16 protein-coding genes are annotated in these 17925 nt (G+C 42.4%); 15 read left to right on the plus strand and 1 reads right to left on the minus strand.

The annotated features are described in order from the left end of the window. Positions 1–348: 348 nt before the first annotated feature. Positions 349–1821: a MocR-like pyridoxine biosynthesis transcription factor PdxR gene (pdxR, locus tag AACX38_RS08535; RefSeq protein ID WP_228864006.1), complete on the minus strand. Its 1473-nt coding sequence runs from the start codon at positions 1819–1821 to the stop codon at positions 349–351. Positions 1822–1961: 140 nt separating this feature from the next. Here pdxR and AACX38_RS08540 point away from each other — a divergent pair, with 140 nt between their 5' ends. From AACX38_RS08540 to AACX38_RS08610, 15 genes are all read left to right on the plus strand, one after another. Next, positions 1962–2420 (plus strand): GNAT family N-acetyltransferase, encoded by a 459-nt coding sequence (locus AACX38_RS08540; protein ID WP_228864007.1) that lies wholly within the window; start codon positions 1962–1964, stop codon positions 2418–2420. A 495-nt stretch (positions 2421–2915) separates the two neighbouring features. Continuing rightward, entirely contained in the window at positions 2916–3365 is a 450-nt protein-coding gene (locus AACX38_RS08545) for a phage tail protein (protein ID WP_228864008.1), read from the plus strand. Positions 3366–3403: 38 nt separating this feature from the next. Continuing rightward, the gene (locus AACX38_RS08550; protein ID WP_228864009.1) at positions 3404–4474 is read left to right on the plus strand and encodes a phage tail sheath family protein; all 1071 of its coding nucleotides are present in this window, start codon (positions 3404–3406) and stop codon (positions 4472–4474) included. A 25-nt stretch (positions 4475–4499) separates the two neighbouring features. Continuing rightward, positions 4500–5891 (plus strand): phage tail sheath family protein, encoded by a 1392-nt coding sequence (locus AACX38_RS08555; protein ID WP_228864010.1) that lies wholly within the window; start codon positions 4500–4502, stop codon positions 5889–5891. A 66-nt stretch (positions 5892–5957) separates the two neighbouring features. After that, positions 5958–7166, plus strand: coding sequence for a phage tail sheath family protein (locus tag AACX38_RS08560; protein ID WP_228864011.1), 1209 nt, complete (start codon positions 5958–5960; stop codon positions 7164–7166). 15 nt (positions 7167–7181) lie between these two features. Next, positions 7182–7640: a phage tail protein gene (locus AACX38_RS08565; protein WP_228864012.1), complete on the plus strand. Its 459-nt coding sequence runs from the start codon at positions 7182–7184 to the stop codon at positions 7638–7640. Next, positions 7637–7819 (plus strand): DUF5908 family protein, encoded by a 183-nt coding sequence (locus AACX38_RS08570; protein WP_228858900.1) that lies wholly within the window; start codon positions 7637–7639, stop codon positions 7817–7819. The genes AACX38_RS08565 and AACX38_RS08570 overlap by 4 nt, the downstream gene beginning before the upstream one ends. Further along, complete coding sequence (locus AACX38_RS08575; protein ID WP_228858899.1) at positions 7816–8502, plus strand: CIS tube protein; 687 nt, start codon at positions 7816–7818, stop codon at positions 8500–8502. The genes AACX38_RS08570 and AACX38_RS08575 overlap by 4 nt, the downstream gene beginning before the upstream one ends. Continuing rightward, complete coding sequence (locus AACX38_RS08580; protein WP_228864013.1) at positions 8502–10001, plus strand: phage baseplate assembly protein V; 1500 nt, start codon at positions 8502–8504, stop codon at positions 9999–10001. Before AACX38_RS08575 ends, AACX38_RS08580 begins: the two co-directional genes overlap by 1 nt. A gap of 10 nt (positions 10002–10011) precedes the next feature. Further along, entirely contained in the window at positions 10012–10434 is a 423-nt protein-coding gene (locus AACX38_RS08585; RefSeq protein ID WP_228864014.1) for a GPW/gp25 family protein, read from the plus strand. After that, positions 10431–10856 (plus strand): hypothetical protein, encoded by a 426-nt coding sequence (locus AACX38_RS08590; RefSeq protein ID WP_228864015.1) that lies wholly within the window; start codon positions 10431–10433, stop codon positions 10854–10856. The genes AACX38_RS08585 and AACX38_RS08590 overlap by 4 nt, the downstream gene beginning before the upstream one ends. A 171-nt stretch (positions 10857–11027) precedes the next feature. Next, a complete protein-coding gene (locus AACX38_RS08595) occupies positions 11028–13208 on the plus strand; it encodes a hypothetical protein (RefSeq protein WP_228864016.1) in 2181 nt (726 codons plus the stop codon). A gap of 16 nt (positions 13209–13224) precedes the next feature. Continuing rightward, positions 13225–16116 (plus strand): hypothetical protein, encoded by a 2892-nt coding sequence (locus tag AACX38_RS08600; protein ID WP_228864017.1) that lies wholly within the window; start codon positions 13225–13227, stop codon positions 16114–16116. Between the two features lie 50 nt (positions 16117–16166). After that, the gene (locus AACX38_RS08605) at positions 16167–17435 is read left to right on the plus strand and encodes a tail fiber protein (protein WP_228864018.1); all 1269 of its coding nucleotides are present in this window, start codon (positions 16167–16169) and stop codon (positions 17433–17435) included. Between the two features lie 69 nt (positions 17436–17504). After that, positions 17505–17925, plus strand: a 421-nt coding sequence (locus tag AACX38_RS08610) for a contractile injection system tape measure protein (RefSeq protein WP_228864019.1), incomplete at its 3' end; no start/stop codon positions are given.

Consider the following 17925-nt stretch of genomic DNA (forward strand, 5'->3'; position numbering starts at 1 on the left):
TTATGTCATTTTCTTAAATTAAAAGAAGTGGAATTTAAAGATAAAGAAGCAACGATAGAGTGACAAGGTCAATCAAGTCTGATTGACCTTGACCATAAATATACACTTCGTCTCTCAAGTTGCCTCTTTGTTGGCTACGCTCGTTCACCCCAGTCACATAGTTATCTATGCTCCCGGGGGGCACTCCCTTGCCGCCGTGACACATCTTGAAATCCATTGTGTATATCTAATGTCTTTGTCGGGCTACCCACGGAACCATGAAAATAGCTATCACAGCAATACCGGCTGCCACATAGCTGATATTGATTAATCCCCACTCAGAGATCACTAACCCGCCAATGATTGCACCTAAACCAGTAATTTACTCAGTCGCTTTATATTTTCATTAATTTCGGCTGGTGTATGGGCCGCGTAGCCGAAAAGAATCGCTTTATCAGAAAAGGAGTGGATACAGTAGCGTGATAACGGCTGAGCACCTAAACCTAGTTGCCTGCATTTTGTAATAATCTCTTTTTCGGTAAAACCGTCTTTTAACCGGCACACCATATGGATGCCCGAATCAGTGATATTCACATCGAAAACATGAGGAAGGTATCGATTTATGGCATTAAACAATGCGGTTTGCCTTTCATAACATAATTTTCTGACGCGACGTACATGGCGCGCATAATGGCCTTCTTGTATGAAATGAGCTAATACTACCTGTTCCAGATAACCAGAGAGCGTATCGCTGTAGTATTTCATCATCGTGAACGCATCAATTAATGCCTCTGGAACGACTAAAAAACCAATGCGTAAACCGGGGTACAGCATTTTTGAAAAGGTGCCGGCGTAAATGACCCGTTGAGTCGTATCCAATCCTTGCAGTGCCTGAATGGGTTTAGATAAATAGCGGAACTCACTGTTATAGTCGTCCTCAAAAATCCATGCATTATGTTGATTAGCCCAGTCAAGAAGCGCTAAACGCCGTGATAGTGCCAATGTAGTTCCTAACGGAAACTGGTGGGAAGGAGAGGTATAAACTAACCTAGCATCGGAGTGATTGGCTGCACCATAAGCAATATCCATTCCTTGTTCATCGGAAGGAATAGGAGCGATTTGTGCGCCCATCGAGGTGAATATTGCTCTGGCACTGTCATAACCGGGGTCATCTAACCAGACTTTATCATCAGGTTGTAATAATACCCGGGCAGCTAAATTTATTGCCTGCTGAGTACCGTTAACAATAATAATTTGATCTTCGCGGCAATTTACACCACGGGTTGAATGAACGTAATCAGCCAGCACTTTTTTTAGTAGTGGATAGCCATCAGGTCGGTTAAATTGCCCGATTGTTTTTTTAGAGTGACGCCAGACTCTACCGCTTAACTGTCCCCATAATTCATGAAGAAATTGATCCACACAACCGACACCGATGTTAAATATAGGGTATTGGTCGCTCGTTAGTTTTATTTTTTCCCAGAAAGGCATCAGCCTATTTGCAGTAGCGCTGAGGTCTGGTGCTGAAATCACTTTTCTTTTCAGGTAATCAGGAGAAGGATTTGTTGTGATCAATTCATCTGGGATCGTGGTTGATACATAGGTTCCTGAACCTTTACGTGCTATCAAATATCCTTCATCGATCAGACGTTCAAAACCGGCAATCACGGAGTTGCGTGAAATTGCCATCATTTCAGCCAGTGCTCTTGTGGATGGGATTTTGGTTCTTTCGGTGAGCCGACCATCAAGAATAGCATTTCTGATCGTGTGGTAAACCTGATCTTTAATGTAGCCATTATTTAAGAGTAAATGCGGAAACGGGGATTGTGATTTGCGCACCATGATAAAGTGGATCCTTAAATAATAATAAAAGTGTGTCTTATTAAGTACCAAATGCAATTGTAATATTGTTCCGTCATTTCTTCATTATGATTTTTACGATAAAAATCAAATAGGATGGCTTTTATTTGAGAGGAGTTATCATGAACAATAATTTATTACCGGTTACTGTTGAATTTGTTTCTCCTGAACATTATTCACAATGGCTGGTTTATTGGCAGGCATATCAGGATTTTTATAAAGTTGATTTAGCGAAAAATATTACTGAAAGGACGTGGGCCAGATTTTTTGATGTAAAAGAACCTATGCACTGTGCGGTCGCATTAGAGAGCGGTAAAATTCTTGGCTTTGTTCATTATCTCTATCACCGTGCTACATGGTCTGAAACTGATTTTTGTTACCTTGAAGATCTCTTTGTTTCACCGGAGTTCAGAGGGCGTCATATCGGTAAAAAGCTGATTGAATTTGTCCAGCATGAAGCACAAAAACAACATTGTGGGCGGTTATACTGGCATACACATGAAACGAATCTGCGTGGTCAGCGCCTTTATAACTGGGTGGCTGAAAAGTCAGGCATGATTGAATATCGTATGCCATTGTAATTGGGTTTTGTTAAATAAATATGCCGATCTTCAGGATCGGTATTTTTCTTTCATAAAAGAAAAATAATTTAATGTATTAATGCTTCAATCTCTTCCCGGTTTAATTCCTCCATTCATTCGCGTCATATCTAAATTATCACACTTCAATTTCCATTTATGATTAATTTTATCTCGGGTTAATTTTTGATTAGTGCTTTCAATTCATTCATTGAATTATTTTTAATGGTTATTAAACGTTATTAAGTACTACAGAAATTAATTTGTTAATTCGGGAAGGTGAATTTGCATAAAAAGCAATTTGCATTATTGGCAATGTACTCAATATAAAATTTTCGGCACGATCAATGCCGATATAAAACTAACAACGCTACAAAATTTTTTTTCAGAAGAGAGTTTACTTTCATTTTGTGGCGGTAGCTTTATCTAAACAAATACTTTTCTGCACCCTAAGTAATTTAATCAACCATAATCACTTTTATTTAAAGAGAGGCTATTATGTCTACAAGTACGTCTCAAATTGCTATTGAATATCCTATTCCTTCTTATCGTTTTGTTGTTTCTGTTGGCGGTGAACAGATTCCATTCAATAGCGTTTCAGGTCTGGATATTAATTATGAAACCATCGAATATCGTGACGGTGTAGGTAATTGGTTCAAAATGCCTGGTCAACATCAACCTATTAATATTACCCTGCGTAAAGGTGTTTTTCCGGGTAAAACTGAGTTATTTGACTGGATTAATTCTATCCAGCTTAATCAAGTTGAGAAAAAAGATATTACCATTAGCTTAACCAATGATGCTGGTTCTGAATTATTAATGACCTGGAATGTCGCTAATGCTTTCCCTACTTCATTAACGTCTCCTTCCTTTGATGCCACCAGCAATGATATTGCCGTTCAGGAAATTACGCTGGCGGCTGATCGCGTCACTATGCAGGCTATTTGAGGCATTGATAGTTAATCATTCCATATAAGGGATTTTTTATGACAACCGTTACCAGTTACCCCGGCGTTTATATTGAAGAATTAAATAATCTGGCGCTATCTATATCCAGTAGTGCTACAGCCGTTCCTGTTTTTGCAGTGAATGAAAAAAATAATATTATTGCCGAAAATACCGCATTCCGAATTAACTCCTGGATGGAATATCTTAATAAGGTATCAAATAATTTTGATGCAGAAGATAAATTGTCAGTTTCTCTGCGGGCCTATTTTACTAATGGCGGAGGTTATTGCTATCTCATCAAGAGCAGTAATTTAGAAAAAGTGGTTCCAACCTTAGATGATGTCACTTTGCTGGTTGCTGCGGGTGAAGATATTAAAACAGCCGCAGCAATTTTATGTCAGCCGGGAAAAGGATTATTTGCCATTTTTGATGGCCCTGAAGAAGCCCTGACTATCACGAATGTAGAAACCATCAAGAGTAAATATGACGCTACCGCGTTCGCGGCAGTTTATTACCCATGGCTGAAAGCGGATTGGGCAAAAATTACTATTCCACCGAGTGCGGTTATGGCTGGTGTTTATGCCTCCGTCGATCTCTCCCGCGGGGTATGGAAAGCCCCTGCCAATATTACATTAAAAGGCGGACTGGAACCGGCATTTTTGGTCACGGATGAAGTTCAGGGAGCGTATAACGCTAAGCGTGCCATTAATATGATCCGCACTTTCAGTAATACCGGCACCACCGTTTGGGGAGCAAGGACGTTGGAAGACAGTGACAACTGGCGCTATGTCCCTGTGCGTCGTTTATTCAATACTATTGAACGGGATGTTAAGCGCACCATGAGCTTTGCCATGTTTGAACCTAACAGCCAACCAACGTGGGAACGTGTTAGAGCAGCAATCAATAATTACCTTTATAGCCTGTGGCAACAAGGCGGATTGGCGGGCAACAAAGAAGAGGAAGCCTATTTCGTGCAGATTGGCAAGGGAATTACGATGACAGAAGATCAAATTAATCAGGGACAAATGGTAGTCAAAGTCGGTCTGGCTGCTGTTCGACCTGCGGAATTTATCATCCTCCAGTTTACGCAAGATGTAGAACAGCGTTAATCATATTGATTGATAAGGAATTATCATGGTAGCTGATCTAAAAACGCCCGGCGTTTATATTGAAGAAAATGCTTCCCTTGCATTGTCTGTCAGCAACAGTCCCACAGCTGTGCCTGTTTTTATCGGTAAGTTTACCCCAAACACGGTAGAGCCAAACCAAGCCTGTATCCGTATCAATAACTGGCTTGAATTTACTTCTGCTTTTTCTTTGGCACCAGTGACAGATGTTGTTATCAAATCAAGCCTCCCTTCTGATAGTGGAACAAAAAAAGAAGCCCGAGAAACACCTGATGTTCAGATTCTCGCTGCTTCTGTTGCTGAAGGAGAAACCCAAAAATGGATCCACAGTATTGAGAGAATTAATCAATCTCTGGCTGTAGAAGCCCTGAGGATCTATTTTCAAAATGGAGGAGGGAGCTGTTATATCTACCCATTAAACAATATTAATAACGAATTGGCTTTGGCAGCCATTCCCGAATTAATTGAGCAACAAGGGGATATTACTCTACTGGTTTGTCCGGAAACCGAATGGGATTACAAAAACAGAGTTTATGATGCAGCCAGTTCATTACTAAATGATAACAAAGTAGGCTATTTTCTGATTGCAGACAGCCCTGATGGTGAATCGATACCAAGTTCGGGAACTCGCTCCAGGATTGCCGCGTATTATCCTCATTTGGAAACTAACCTGACATTCTCTGCCTTGCCCGTTGATAAGAATGTGATTATCAGTGGATACGAGGATGAATCAGGCAAAGATAAACTGAAAAATCTGGATGAACTCAGGAAAAAAAATGAAACGCTGGCGCGGAGTATTGATGCCAGATTAAAACAGGAACAACAACGTCAGCTTATTCTTCCTCCCAGCTCCGCCATTGCCGGAGTTTATTGCCAAACGGATAACCAGCGTGGTGTCTGGAAAGCACCTGCGAATGTTGCACTTACTGGTATCAAAGGACTGACTGATAAAGTTGACGATGCTCGGCAAGGAACCATGAATGACAAAGGCATTAATGTCATCCGATCATTTATGGGTCGTGGTTTTATGGTTTGGGGAGCCCGTACTTGTACGGAGGTTAACAACATCAGTTGGCGCTACATTCCTGTCCGTCGTCTGTTCAATGCCGTTGAACGCGATATTCGTCAGGCACTGCGGGCTGTGTTATTTGAAACCAATAATCAACCGACCTGGATGCGCGCCAAAGCTGCCGTTGACCACTATCTTTATGCTCTCTGGCAAAAGAATGCCCTAATGGGAAACACCCCTGAAGAAGCTTATTTTGTCCATATCGGTCAGGATATCACCATGTCTGACGCGGATATCAAACAAGGCAAAATGATCATGAAAGTGGGTCTGGCCCCAGTGCGACCGGCTGAATTTATCGTTCTGCAATTTACGCAGGATATTGTTCAGTAATCTCCGTAATTAAACACAAGGCACTGTATTGACAGTGCCTATCTCACCCAATTAAAGGAGATGATGATGGAAAGAATTCAACCGGGCGTAACATTAACAGAAAGTATCATTACCACAGGGCAACAGGAAATACCCAGTGCAGTGCCTGTATTTATTGGTTATACCAGCCGTAATCAACAACACTCAAAAACCACAGTTCGTATCGACAATCTGGTGGAATATATCCGGCTATTTGGCGACCATCATTTAATGGCATTTGCCGTCAGGCACTATTTCGATAATGGCGGGCAACAGGCTTTTGTTTTACCGCTGCAAGGGAATATGCCCTCGGAAAATATCACCCAAACGGAAGCGGAAACCCTGATGGCAGCACTAAGCAGCAAAGCGGTGCAAGAAGCCATTAGCGCAGAAACACAGATTACCCTGATTTTGGCACCGGATATCGCCCGCCTGAATGACAATGTCATTGATGATCAACAAATTTTATCCAATTTGTGGTCTGAAGTCTGGATGGTATTGCTGCAATTGAGTCAGACCCGTTCTAATCTCTTTGTGCTGCTGGATGCACCGGATGAGATAGAGCAGGCAAAGCAATGTCTGAAAGATCTCTCATCAGGATATCGTCAATGGGGTGCTGCCTATTGGCCTCGTCTGGAAACGACATATCAGGTTATATCCGGCTCCAAAAATATTGTGCTCTCACCTACCGCCGCTATCGCAGCACTTATTCAACATACGGATAGTGACGTCGGTGTATGGAAAGCGCCAGCCAATATTGCTCTGTCTCAGGTTATCCGGCCGGTTAAGTCGTATCTTCAGGGGAGTGAACTATTTAACAGTAATGGGACTTCTCTCAATGTGATCCGCACTTTTCCCGGTAAAGGTATACGCGTATGGGGATGTCGCACTCTGGAAAACACAGATAACACGCCGTGGCGTTATCTGCAAACACGACGCTTAGTTTCTTATGTCATCGCGCATTTGGCGAAATTGGCCCGTATGTACATCTTTGAGCCTAATAACGAACTGACATGGATGAAATGCAAAGGGCAAAGTTATAACTGGCTGCGACAACTATGGTTACAGGGAGGCTTGTACGGCTCACGGGAAGATGAAGCATTTACTGTGTTGTTAGGCGTAAATGAAACGATGACCGAAGAGGATATCCGGGCAGGAAAAATGATCATGAAAGTCGCCTTAGCTGTATTGTCTCCCGCCGAATTTATCGAAATCAGTTTGGTATTTGATACCCAAACGGGCGCGCTTTTATCTTAAAAAGGAAAGAGCACAATGACCGATTTTTTCACTCCTGTGGTATCCCACCGCTTTATGGCGAGTTTTATTTTCAACGGTATTCCTGACCCGCTGGATATCCGCTTTCAGCGTATTTCCGGTTTAAGCCGGGAACTCCAGATCACCCAGCACAGTCAGGGTGGTGAAAATGCCCGTAATAACTATCTGGCTGAAAAGATCCAACACGGCCTATTAACGCTGGAGCGTGGTGTGATGACAGTTTCTCCTTTGACCCTGATGTTTGACCGTGTGTTGCGTGGAGAAAATATCGCCTATGCGGATGTGGTGATCATGCTGTTAAACGAAAATTCATTGCCCTTGTCCAGCTGGATATTGAGCAATGCCTTACCGGTACGCTGGCAGACCAGCGATTTTGATGCGAACAGTAATGCCATTTTGGTGAATACCCTTGAACTGCGCTATCAGGATATTTGCTGGCTGGGAGTCAAAGTATGACAGTCGAAATCAGAGAATTAATTATTCAGGCAAAAGTGGTTTCATCAATGCCGCCAACCGGCTCAGAGCAACAAAGCTATTCGTTGGTTCAGGAAAGTCTGGATGAGGCGGCTTTAGTTGAAAAAATTAAACGTGAAGTGCTGGCTGCATTACGCGATGAGGAAAGGTGGCGCTCATGAGTTTAATTGAACGTGGTTTAGCAAAGCTGACCATTAACGCTTATAAAGACAGAGAGGGCAAAATACAGGCTGGCACCATTCAGGCCATGTATAACCCTGATTCCCTGCAACTGGATTACCAAACGGATTACCAACAATCTCTGGCAATTAATAGTGAAAAACAGAGCAGTATTTATGTACAGGCTAAGCCCGCCGGGTTATCCCTTGAGCTGATTTTTGACGGCACAATGCCGGACAATAAAATCCCTGTTGAAGCTCAGTTAATGCAACTCAAGCAGTTGTGCAGCGTGGATGCCACCAGTTATGAAACACAATTCCTGCAAATCAAATGGGGAAAAATGCGCTGGGAAAACCGTGGCTATTTTGCCGGCAGGGCGAAAAGTTTGTCTGTGAATTATACCTTGTTTGATCGTGATGCCACACCTTTGCGGGCACGGGTTATCCTGACACTGGTGGCGGATGAAAGTCTGGTCTTACAGGAGACAGAACAAAATCTTAAATCACCGGCGCAAATCGCTTTACGGGTACAGGATGGCGTTTCACTGGCTATGATGGCGGCCAGCACGGCATCGACGCTGTCTGGAGGTGTTGATTACCTGACACTGGCTTCGCAAAATAATCTGGATAATCTCAACGGGTTTGCACCGGGTGAGATATTGCAGGCCACCAGAGGAAATCCCTGATGAACCATCAACTGAAAATCATTGCCGATGGTCAGGAATTGTCCTTGTTGGCTGTCGTTGATGTCGATACCAACTTCTGCGTTAACAGCATCCCTTCCGCAACATTGAAACTCAGTTTACCAGACAGGCCACTTTCTTTTTTCAGTCAGACAGATGTACAGGCTGAGTTGGCCCATTGTCAGACAGGGAAAACGCTGCTTTTGGAATTGATTGAAGGGGGACAAAAATCAGTGCTGTTTAACGGCCAGATTACCCGTAACTCACTAAAGATCAAAAATAAGCAATTATTACTTACTCTGGTTGTCCGGCATCGACTACAACTGATGGCAGATACTCAGCACTCACAGTTGTTTAAAGCCAGTAACGAAAAAACTATTCTGAATACCTTGTTGAGTCAGGCGGGGATCAGGGCACGTTTTGATCAGATAGCCGCATTGGATCAAAAACATGAACAGATGGTGCAATTTCGTTGTTCTGACTGGCATTTTTTGTTGTGTCGGCTACTGGCAACGGGTGTATGGCTGTTACCCACGACAGAAGGCGCTCAGCTTGTTCAGCCTAATACCCTGAAATCCAACCCAACTCATATCCTGAAAAGTCGTGGAGATGAGGAAAAAGATATCCTCGTCAAAGATGCCAGCTGGCAATTTGATAACTATCTTAACCCCGCTTCGTTGGAAGTCAGTGGTTGGGATATCAATAAGCAACAAGAATTGTCAGGCGGGCGCTACAGCAGTATTGCTGTGGGCGAAGCGGCACTCTCTCCTGATAGGTCAGCGTTTTTAAATAAAACAAGCTGGGACATTCGCTACAGCCGCCCGTTAACCACCCAGGAGAGTGGTCATCTGGCACAGGGTTTATTGCTGAATCAGCGAATTTCTGGTGTTACAGGCGAGTTCCTGCTTAAAGGTAATGGACGTTATCAGCTAGGTGACAATATTCAATTAACGGGGTTCGGTTCTCAATTGGATGGTACTGCAAGTATTACTGCGGTTCGCCATCATTTTAACCGACAAATTGATTGGGAAACGACGTTAAGCATTGGCTTGCAAAGGGAGTATCTGCCGATGCTTCCCGATGCGACTGAACTCCATATTGCGACTGTCACAAAGTATCAGCAGGACAAAGCTGCCCTGAACCGCATTCCTATTATTCTGCCGGTACTGAATCGTCCGAATGAATTTTTATGGGCCCGATTGGGGAAACCTTACGCCAGCCACGAAAGCGGTTTCTGTTTTTATCCAGAACCCGGTGACGAAGTCATTGTCGGTTTTTTCGAACATGATCCGCGTTATCCGGTCATTCTGGGGGCAATGCACAACCCGAAAAATAAAGCGCCTTTAGAACCCAGCCAAGATAATCAGGAAAAAGCGCTGGTGGTGAAAAAAGAACTCACGCTGAAAGGGCAGACCATGAATGCTGAAATGAACAAATCACTCAATATGTCAGGCAAGAACAGTGTTGAGATCAAAGGCAACAAAATTAATCTTACCCAGTGAAAGGTGAACAATGGAAAACCAAATACTGACACACCTCTATGGTCGTGGTTGGGCTTTTCCTCCCGCTTTTTCCCTTGACGAAGGGGTGAAAATGGCAGAAGGAGCAGAAGATGTGCGCCAGAGTTTGCACATCCTGTTCAAAACTGAACCGGGGGAACGCTTAATGCGCGAAAATTATGGCTGCGGATTAAATGATTTTATGTTTGAAAATATCCGCAACGAATTGTTTGCTGAAATTGAGTCCCATATTCATGACAGCGTATTGCGTTATGAAGCACGGGCGGATATTACCGAGATTCAGGTTCGTCAGTCGCCCAATAATAAAAGTACCTTACAAGTAAAGGTGATGTATCGCCTGCGTGGAAGCGATATCCATCAGCAGATTCAGGGAACACTGGCGCTGAGTGAAGGCCGAGGGATGGAGGTATCATGAGTGAATCTATTGTAACAGACGGAGATATTCTACAGTTTGAGCCTCAATTTGGGCATAGACAGGTAAAAGTTACCATCCCCGGCAAGATTAGGGGCACTGGTCATGCGCGGGTCAACGGTAAAAAAGTTTGTATTTTGGGGGATGAGAAACGGGTTACTGTTTCTGCAACTTATACCACAATAACGCATATGACACCGGGAATTGGCACTCTGACCATCAGTATGTTGGATGCCAGACAGCTGGCTCTTCAATGTACCAGTGGTGCGGCCTTAATTATCAAAGGGAAAAAATTCATGGCGATATTTACGCCTAAATTTCCGGCCGTAAATAATACAGTGATCCCACCACAACCAGATATTATGACACCTTCGTTAGGTACAGGAAGTTTTATCACTCAACAAAATTTTGCCACCGTAAATTAAGATATTGGCTGAACTCAATATATCTAAAATACAAATGGTATATACACAATGGATTTCAAGATGCGTCGCAGCCAACAAAGAGGCAACTTAAAAGACGAAGTGTATAGAAATTAAATGGTGTGAATAATTAATATATTCACAAAAGAATCGCTGTGTCATACAGGTGATATCATGGAATTAACTGAGTTAAATAAAAAACTGTCAGATTTGGTGCCGATGAGCGATTTTAAATTAGATAATCGAACCAGTTTGCAATTACTCCAATATATTGAAGAATACACTAAAATAATTCCTTTTAATGAAATCGCTGTTAAATCTTCTAATGAAGAAAATAAACATTGGAATGATTTTTTCTTTATGGCAGATAATACGCCAGAAAAACTTGCCGAGTTATATCAAGGGAAAATTGAAGCCAATGGAAAATTATTACCTCATCAAACTTTTCTATTGGCAATATTACGACTATTAGAAACACCGATATCTTTATTTAATGCTTTACCTGCAACTCACCGTAATCTCTATTATCGGGCATTGTTGGGATTATCTCCTCGTCCGGCACAACCTGACCAAGTCGCCTTATCTGTGGAACTGAATAGTACAGTCACAGAACAATTGCTCACTCAAGGCACCTTATTTGAAGCAGGACAAGATGAACAGGGCAATCCCCTGCAATATGCGCTGGATACCAGTTTGCTGGCGAATCGTGGCTATATCAGTGAATTGTACTGGTTACGTAAAAAAGATAAAAATCAGTGGGTAACCTCTACGCCATGGGATTCACAGACACAATCATCATTGCCCTCTGATGGAATACGATTATTCAGCGAAACTGATTCGGATAAAGCTGTACAGGGTGGTGTGTTTATCACTTCGAAACTTCTGGCGATGGAAGAAGGAACAAGAGAGATAACGGTTACCTTTGAGAAAAATATCAATAGTCAATATCTAGTGGCACAAATCAGCAGTGGAAACCAATGGTTGGACTTGACTGCCAAGGGAAAAGGAACAGAGATCATACTGACTCTTTCAGATAAAGAGCCAGCAACCAGTGCGCCAGAAGATTTGGATAATCTTGTTTTTAAGGAACCGGTGCTCAGGCTACAGGGAAAAAACAGCCCACCATTGCCGACGATAACAGCCCTCAAGATACAAGGTATAGCTGAAGCCCCATTCCAGACATATTACCTCACCCCGTTTGGCTATGGCCCTGAGGTTGAACCACTGGAAGAACATCCCACATTATACCTTGGTATCACTGGCATCGAGCCAGGGCAAAACGTATCGTTATATTGGAAATTAAAAGCCCCACAGCAACCCGAAGAAGTTTCCTGGTATTACCTGAATCAAAAGAATCAATGGATTGCATTGGATGCCTGGGTTAATGATGAAACCCAACATCTGTATCAAGATGGCATCTGGCAAGTTGCCCTGCCTGCAGATGCTTCCAAGCAGGCCACCCAAATGCCAGCGGAGCGCTGTTGGTTAAAAGCTGTCGTGGCAATACCCACGCCTAAAGGCTCATGGGGGAAAAACCCGTGGTTATACGGTCTGATCTATAACGCGATGACAGCAACATTAGTGAACACCAATAGCATCAGTAGTAACCATTTCTTAGCACCATTACCGGCAGGCACGATTCAACGCCCGGTTGCCCCCATCATTACAGTCGCTTCAGTCAACCAGCCTTGGGCATCATGGAATGGACGCGTACCGGAATCCTATAACGCCTTTTTTGAACGGGGAGCACAACACTTGTCCCACCGTAACCGAGCTTTAACCTGGGGCAATATGGCAACCCTGCTAAAAGAGCGTTATGTCAGCATTTTTGATGTTAAATACCCCGGCAATGATGAACTCACCCGAGTACCCGCGCTAGAGAAGCAACAGCTAACGATCATTCCGGCTAACCGATACAACGACAGCGATGATCCTTTGCGTCCGGTGCTAAACCTGGCACGTCTGCAAGGAATGGCAAAGTGGTTACAGCAAAAAGGCTCTCTCTGGGCTGAGATTGAGATCAGTAATCCGAAATACGTTGATGTAAAAATCGATTACAACGTGATTTTCAGGCCAGAAGTTAACGAAGATTTTGGCTATCGCCAGCTACGACAGAAACTCAGTGAAACATATATGCCCTGGAGCGTCGATGAGCAACGCCCCGTGATGTTGCATAACAGCATTAATTATTACCAGTTGCTGGCGACCATTCAACAGCAACCGCTGGTTGAGCGAATCACGAGCCTAACGCTGAGTCGGTCGGATGTGACTAAAGACAGTGATACCAACACATCAGTGGAAGCTAAAGACAATGAAGTGTTGATTTTAGTCTGGGAAGCAGGTGGCAAGCTCTAATACTGAGGAAATAACTATGAGTAATCAAGATGTACTGTTTCACAAAGTGAAAGATGATATTCACTTTGATACCTTGCTGGAACAGGCTCATCAGGTCATTGAGCAACAGGCAGGAAAACTGTGGAGCGACACGGCAGAACACGATCCCGGAATAACTTTTTTGGAAGGATTCAGCTATGGTGTGTCAGATCTGTCTTACCGTCATACACTTCCCTTAACAGACTTACTGACCCCAGCCCCTAATAAGCAGCAACAGCAAGGCGGAATTTTTCCCGCTGAATTTGGCCCCCACAATACACTGACCTGTGGACCAATCACCAGCGATGATTATCGAAAAGCATTGCTGGATTTACATAGCAGTGACTGGGTAAAAGAAAAGCCAGAATCAGAACGGGATAAAGGGGATTTTCTGTTCCGTAATGTGCAATTAGTCCGTGAACCGGAAGCGCAACGTTATACCTATTGGTATGATGCCACCAAGAGGGAATATAGCTTTGTCAGTAGTCAGGATGCGAAAAAATTTATGTTGCGGGGAAATTACTGGCTTTATCTGGAACCGACACGCCGTACTCAGGAAAATTTGAATAGTGCCATCCAACAATTAACCGATTTTTTGACCAAGAACCGCAATATTGGTGAATCTGTCAGTCAGATTATCTGGACAAAACCGGCTGATTTTCCGCTATTACTGGAGATTGAACTGGATGACGATGTGCAAAATGTCGCGGGTATTTTTGCTGCCGTCTATAGCGCAGCAGAACAGTATCTGATGCCTGAAGTGCAGCGTTTCAGTACGCTAGCGCTAAAAGACGCGGGAATGCGCAATGACGAAATCTTTGAAGGGCCGCAATTAAAACATGGTTGGTGCCCTGAATTGCCGATAGCCCGTGATTACACTAAAAAACTCAACCTCAATCTTAGCCGACTGGTTAATAAGTTGCTTGAGATTAAGGGTATTCAGAATGTGAATCGTCTTCGTCTGGATGACAGCTTTGACAAAACTTTGATTGAGCCGATTAACAAAGATAGCTGGTCATGGTCAATTAAAAAAGGTTATTACCCTCGTCTGTGGGGGCAAAATCCGCTCCATCAATTGGCACAACATGATGGCCCTTTGCGGGTGATCACCAGAGGCGGAATTAGTGTTACAGCCGATGAAAATCAAATTCGGGCTAATTTACCCAATCCCCTCCTGATCCAAAATAGGCCTGTAGTACTGCCTTACGGGCGACACCGCGATGTAGGCAGCTATTATCCCGTCAGTGATACGTTGCCCGCTTGCTATGAATTACAGCAGCCCTTATCTGAAAGTGAGAATATTCAACGTCAGCGCCTGATATCACTTCATCAATTTATGCTGCCATTTGAACAGCTTTTGGCTTGTGGCTGTCAGCAAATTGCCATGCTGCCAAAATTACTGGCCTTTAAGCGTGAAGGATATGAAGTCTGGGGCGATCAATGGCCATTTAAGCCGGATTCTGCCAGTAATGATGCTCATCAAAATTATGCTCCGGCATTAAAGGAACTATTAAAACAAATTGCCCATGATAGCGATCATGAATTGGATATTGTTAATTACCTGCTCGGATACTTTGGTACCCAGCGGGCACCACGTACCTTTCTCACCGATATCAATGATTTTCGCGCTATGCAACAAGGTTATCTGGCTCAACAGCCGATATTAACTTATCACCGTGCCAATATTCGGATTGATCAGGTTTCATCGCTACAAAAGCGCATTGCTGCCCGTATCGGGTTAGGTGGTGAGCTGTTTAAACCAGAACCTGACCTGAGCAAACTGCCTTTTTACTTGGTGGAGCATCGGGCATTGCTGCCCATCAAACCCAACAATCAGTTTGATAAAGAGCAGAAACCAGATTCAGTGACAGAAGAGAATCAAGCTAACCAACATTATTTAATCATTCAGCAAGCGGGTATTAAAGGCAAACTGACTCAAGGGCAAGTGATCAATTTAGTCATCTATGAGGGCGAGCAGAATCAAAACCAATTTACGATATATAGTCAAATGATAGCTAAAGTCGGAGGAGATCAGTTTTGGCTGGATGTGGGTAATAGCACTCAATTGGAATACAATCTGGAACGGGTAATGACTGCTGCCAAAACAAAAAAATTGTTCTGGCAAAATAGCAGGGTCTGGATGGAAGATATGAGTTATCGTCTGGCTTACGCCAGCGACCAATCCCAAAATGGAAACCCGTTACCTGAAAACCAGCGGCGCCTGTCCCGCACAGCACAGACTCCTTTCCCATCCCTGATTACGGTAGATAATGAAATTATCCTGACCAAAAAATTAGGGGCAGACAGTGTCACACAGGGATATGCGGATATATCAGAAAAATTGTATGCAAAGATTGTCAGTTTTGACCGCATCAAAGGCACCTTAGTTATTGAACGTCAGGATAATTCGACATTGAAGTTTCCTGCTCCAGAAGAAGCATGGGAATACAGTTGGCATTTTTCAGGCGCTAAATATGAGACGACAGACCGTTTCTCATTTGTTATTAGTGTCGTGGTAAACAGTGAATTAATTAAAATTTCCGGCGTTGATCCCTATAAATTGGAGGCGTGGATTAAAGAAACGATGCTTACTGAATTCCCAGCCCATACCTCCATGATTATTCACTGGATGGATCAGGAAGCCTTTTTAAATTTCGGTAATACTTATCAGCGTTGGCAAAATAATGGTGCTCCATTAGGCGATGCTGCATATTCTATTCTGGAAAAATTAACGTTAGGTAAATTGCCTGCTTCTTTAAAAGGAATCGGAACAATGCGTATTGCCACGCCATATCAGAGAGAAGAAGTTGTCGGTAAAAATAATGATCAGTGGAATGCCGATAAAATAATCCAGAACGAATTATTCTATGTTCCCAAAGAGAACAAGTAAAAATACCTACCAGTAAAAAATCATATTCAATATATTTTATGGAGTTAACCATGAAAGAAATTATTTATTCCGCAAAAGCACAAGATCAACAAATATCATCTAATGAAAAAAGTGTTGGCCCTGAGACTGATAAATTGAAATATAAATTTAAAGAAGGCAGCATTCCTTTACAAATTGATTTCAGCCAATTAATTGATATTGCGGATATTGGGCGTAAAGCCTGTGGTCAGGCACCACACCAAAATGGACCGGGAGCAGGATTAAAGCTGGGTGATGACGGTACGCTGAATTTAAAAATGGGGACTTTTGATCACAGAAATTCAGCGCCATTAGCATTAGAAGAAGATATTTTATCTGTCAGACTGGGTAGTGGTCTCACTAATAATAGAAGCGATGGAATATCTATTGGTCAGGGACATGGAATTACAGTTCATACAAATAGTATTGCGGTAAAAGTAGCTGGGAATAAAGGATTGGTTGTTGATGGTAATGGCATCGCCATCAAACCGGGCAGCGGAATAAAATTTAACTCAGATGGTGAATTAGAAGCGGCATCAGCAGATTCCAGCATCACAGTTGATAGCTCCGGTATAAAAGTTAAGGCCGGGAGGGGAATTAAAGTTGGTGATGGCCTGGAAGTACATCTTCATACAGATGGTGGTATCGGTAATAGTTCGTCAGGTATCCGCGTTAAAACGGGTAATGGTATTAAGATAGATGATGATCATATTACTATTGATCCTAATACTGTATTGCCAAAAGGTATGATTACCATGTTTTCAGGCTCAGCCATACCACAAGGCTGGGCATTATGTGATGGAACTAAGGGAACTCCGGATCTAATTGATCGATTTATACTCGGAGGAACCGTTGAAGACATCGGTGGAAAAAGTTCAAAGAGTGCAGCAGGGCAAAAAAATTCCAAATTTTTTATCGTCAATAGCAAAGAAAATGCAACGGAAATAATGGATGTAAGGGTAAATGAAACTAAATTAAATATAAAACAAATACCAAAGCATAAACACATACAAGGTGGAGGGTTCACACAAAATACAGGGTTAAGATATAGTGCAGTATTAAATAATGATCTGAATGATGAAATTAATAACAAGGATCTTAGCGGCTATCGAATAATATATAACTCTACAGAAGAACCGTGGATAAGAACGGTTAACTATGATCATTGGTGGCCTTACACCAGTTCAGCAGGCAGCTCAGAAGGCCATGACCATACGGCATCGACGACTCTTCCGAGCCATACGCATCAAGTCAATACAGTATCACCTTACTATATTTTAGCATTTATTATGAAGCTATAAACATTTAACAATGGGCGTTAATATTTTTCGCCCATTAAAATATTCATGAAATGTAAAGTGGCGACTATTGTGGAAAAGCATCACAAAATAAAATTCAACAATGTGATTGATAAATTATCAGTTTCACTTGAAATAGAAAAACACCATAGCAATAAAATACTTAAAAAGTGTTCTGATCTATTTAAGTTAAAACTTCGTTACTTAATTAATGAGGAAGTGGGGCAATGGTCATCACAGGATAATGATAATTCATTGGAAAAAATAGTTTTAAATCTTGGAGAAATTGCTTTCGAAGATTTTGAACAACAATTTATCTGGCGACTGGAAAGAGAATTAAAAAACAAAACCAAAGAGTTAAAAATAAATGTAAAGCACAATATAGATTGTGATTTATCTATTTCAGGAAAAATTAACTCTGCAAGTAAGGATTTATCAAAATCTAAACCTAAGTTTAGTGTACCCAGTACATTATATTCAGAAGAATTAATAC

The organism is Xenorhabdus sp. PB30.3, from assembly GCF_963895965.1.
Classification (GTDB): domain Bacteria; phylum Pseudomonadota; class Gammaproteobacteria; order Enterobacterales; family Enterobacteriaceae; genus Xenorhabdus; species Xenorhabdus stockiae.

Coding starts and splice junctions, on each gene's coding strand:
- AACX38_RS08555 (WP_228864010.1), top strand. CDS start 4,500: ATGGTAGCTGATCTAAAAACGCCCGGCGTTTATATTGAAGAAAATGCT.
- AACX38_RS08560 (WP_228864011.1), top strand. CDS start 5,958: ATGGAAAGAATTCAACCGGGCGTAACATTAACAGAAAGTATCATTACC.
- AACX38_RS08580 (WP_228864013.1), top strand. CDS start 8,502: ATGAACCATCAACTGAAAATCATTGCCGATGGTCAGGAATTGTCCTTG.
- AACX38_RS08550 (WP_228864009.1), top strand. CDS start 3,404: ATGACAACCGTTACCAGTTACCCCGGCGTTTATATTGAAGAATTAAAT.
- AACX38_RS08600 (WP_228864017.1), top strand. CDS start 13,225: ATGAGTAATCAAGATGTACTGTTTCACAAAGTGAAAGATGATATTCAC.
- AACX38_RS08540 (WP_228864007.1), top strand. CDS start 1,962: ATGAACAATAATTTATTACCGGTTACTGTTGAATTTGTTTCTCCTGAA.
- AACX38_RS08605 (WP_228864018.1), top strand. CDS start 16,167: ATGAAAGAAATTATTTATTCCGCAAAAGCACAAGATCAACAAATATCA.
- AACX38_RS08595 (WP_228864016.1), top strand. CDS start 11,028: ATGGAATTAACTGAGTTAAATAAAAAACTGTCAGATTTGGTGCCGATG.
- AACX38_RS08570 (WP_228858900.1), top strand. CDS start 7,637: ATGACAGTCGAAATCAGAGAATTAATTATTCAGGCAAAAGTGGTTTCA.
- AACX38_RS08565 (WP_228864012.1), top strand. CDS start 7,182: ATGACCGATTTTTTCACTCCTGTGGTATCCCACCGCTTTATGGCGAGT.
- AACX38_RS08585 (WP_228864014.1), top strand. CDS start 10,012: ATGGAAAACCAAATACTGACACACCTCTATGGTCGTGGTTGGGCTTTT.
- AACX38_RS08545 (WP_228864008.1), top strand. CDS start 2,916: ATGTCTACAAGTACGTCTCAAATTGCTATTGAATATCCTATTCCTTCT.
- AACX38_RS08575 (WP_228858899.1), top strand. CDS start 7,816: ATGAGTTTAATTGAACGTGGTTTAGCAAAGCTGACCATTAACGCTTAT.
- pdxR (WP_228864006.1), bottom strand. CDS start 1,821: ATGGTGCGCAAATCACAATCCCCGTTTCCGCATTTACTCTTAAATAAT.
- AACX38_RS08590 (WP_228864015.1), top strand. CDS start 10,431: ATGAGTGAATCTATTGTAACAGACGGAGATATTCTACAGTTTGAGCCT.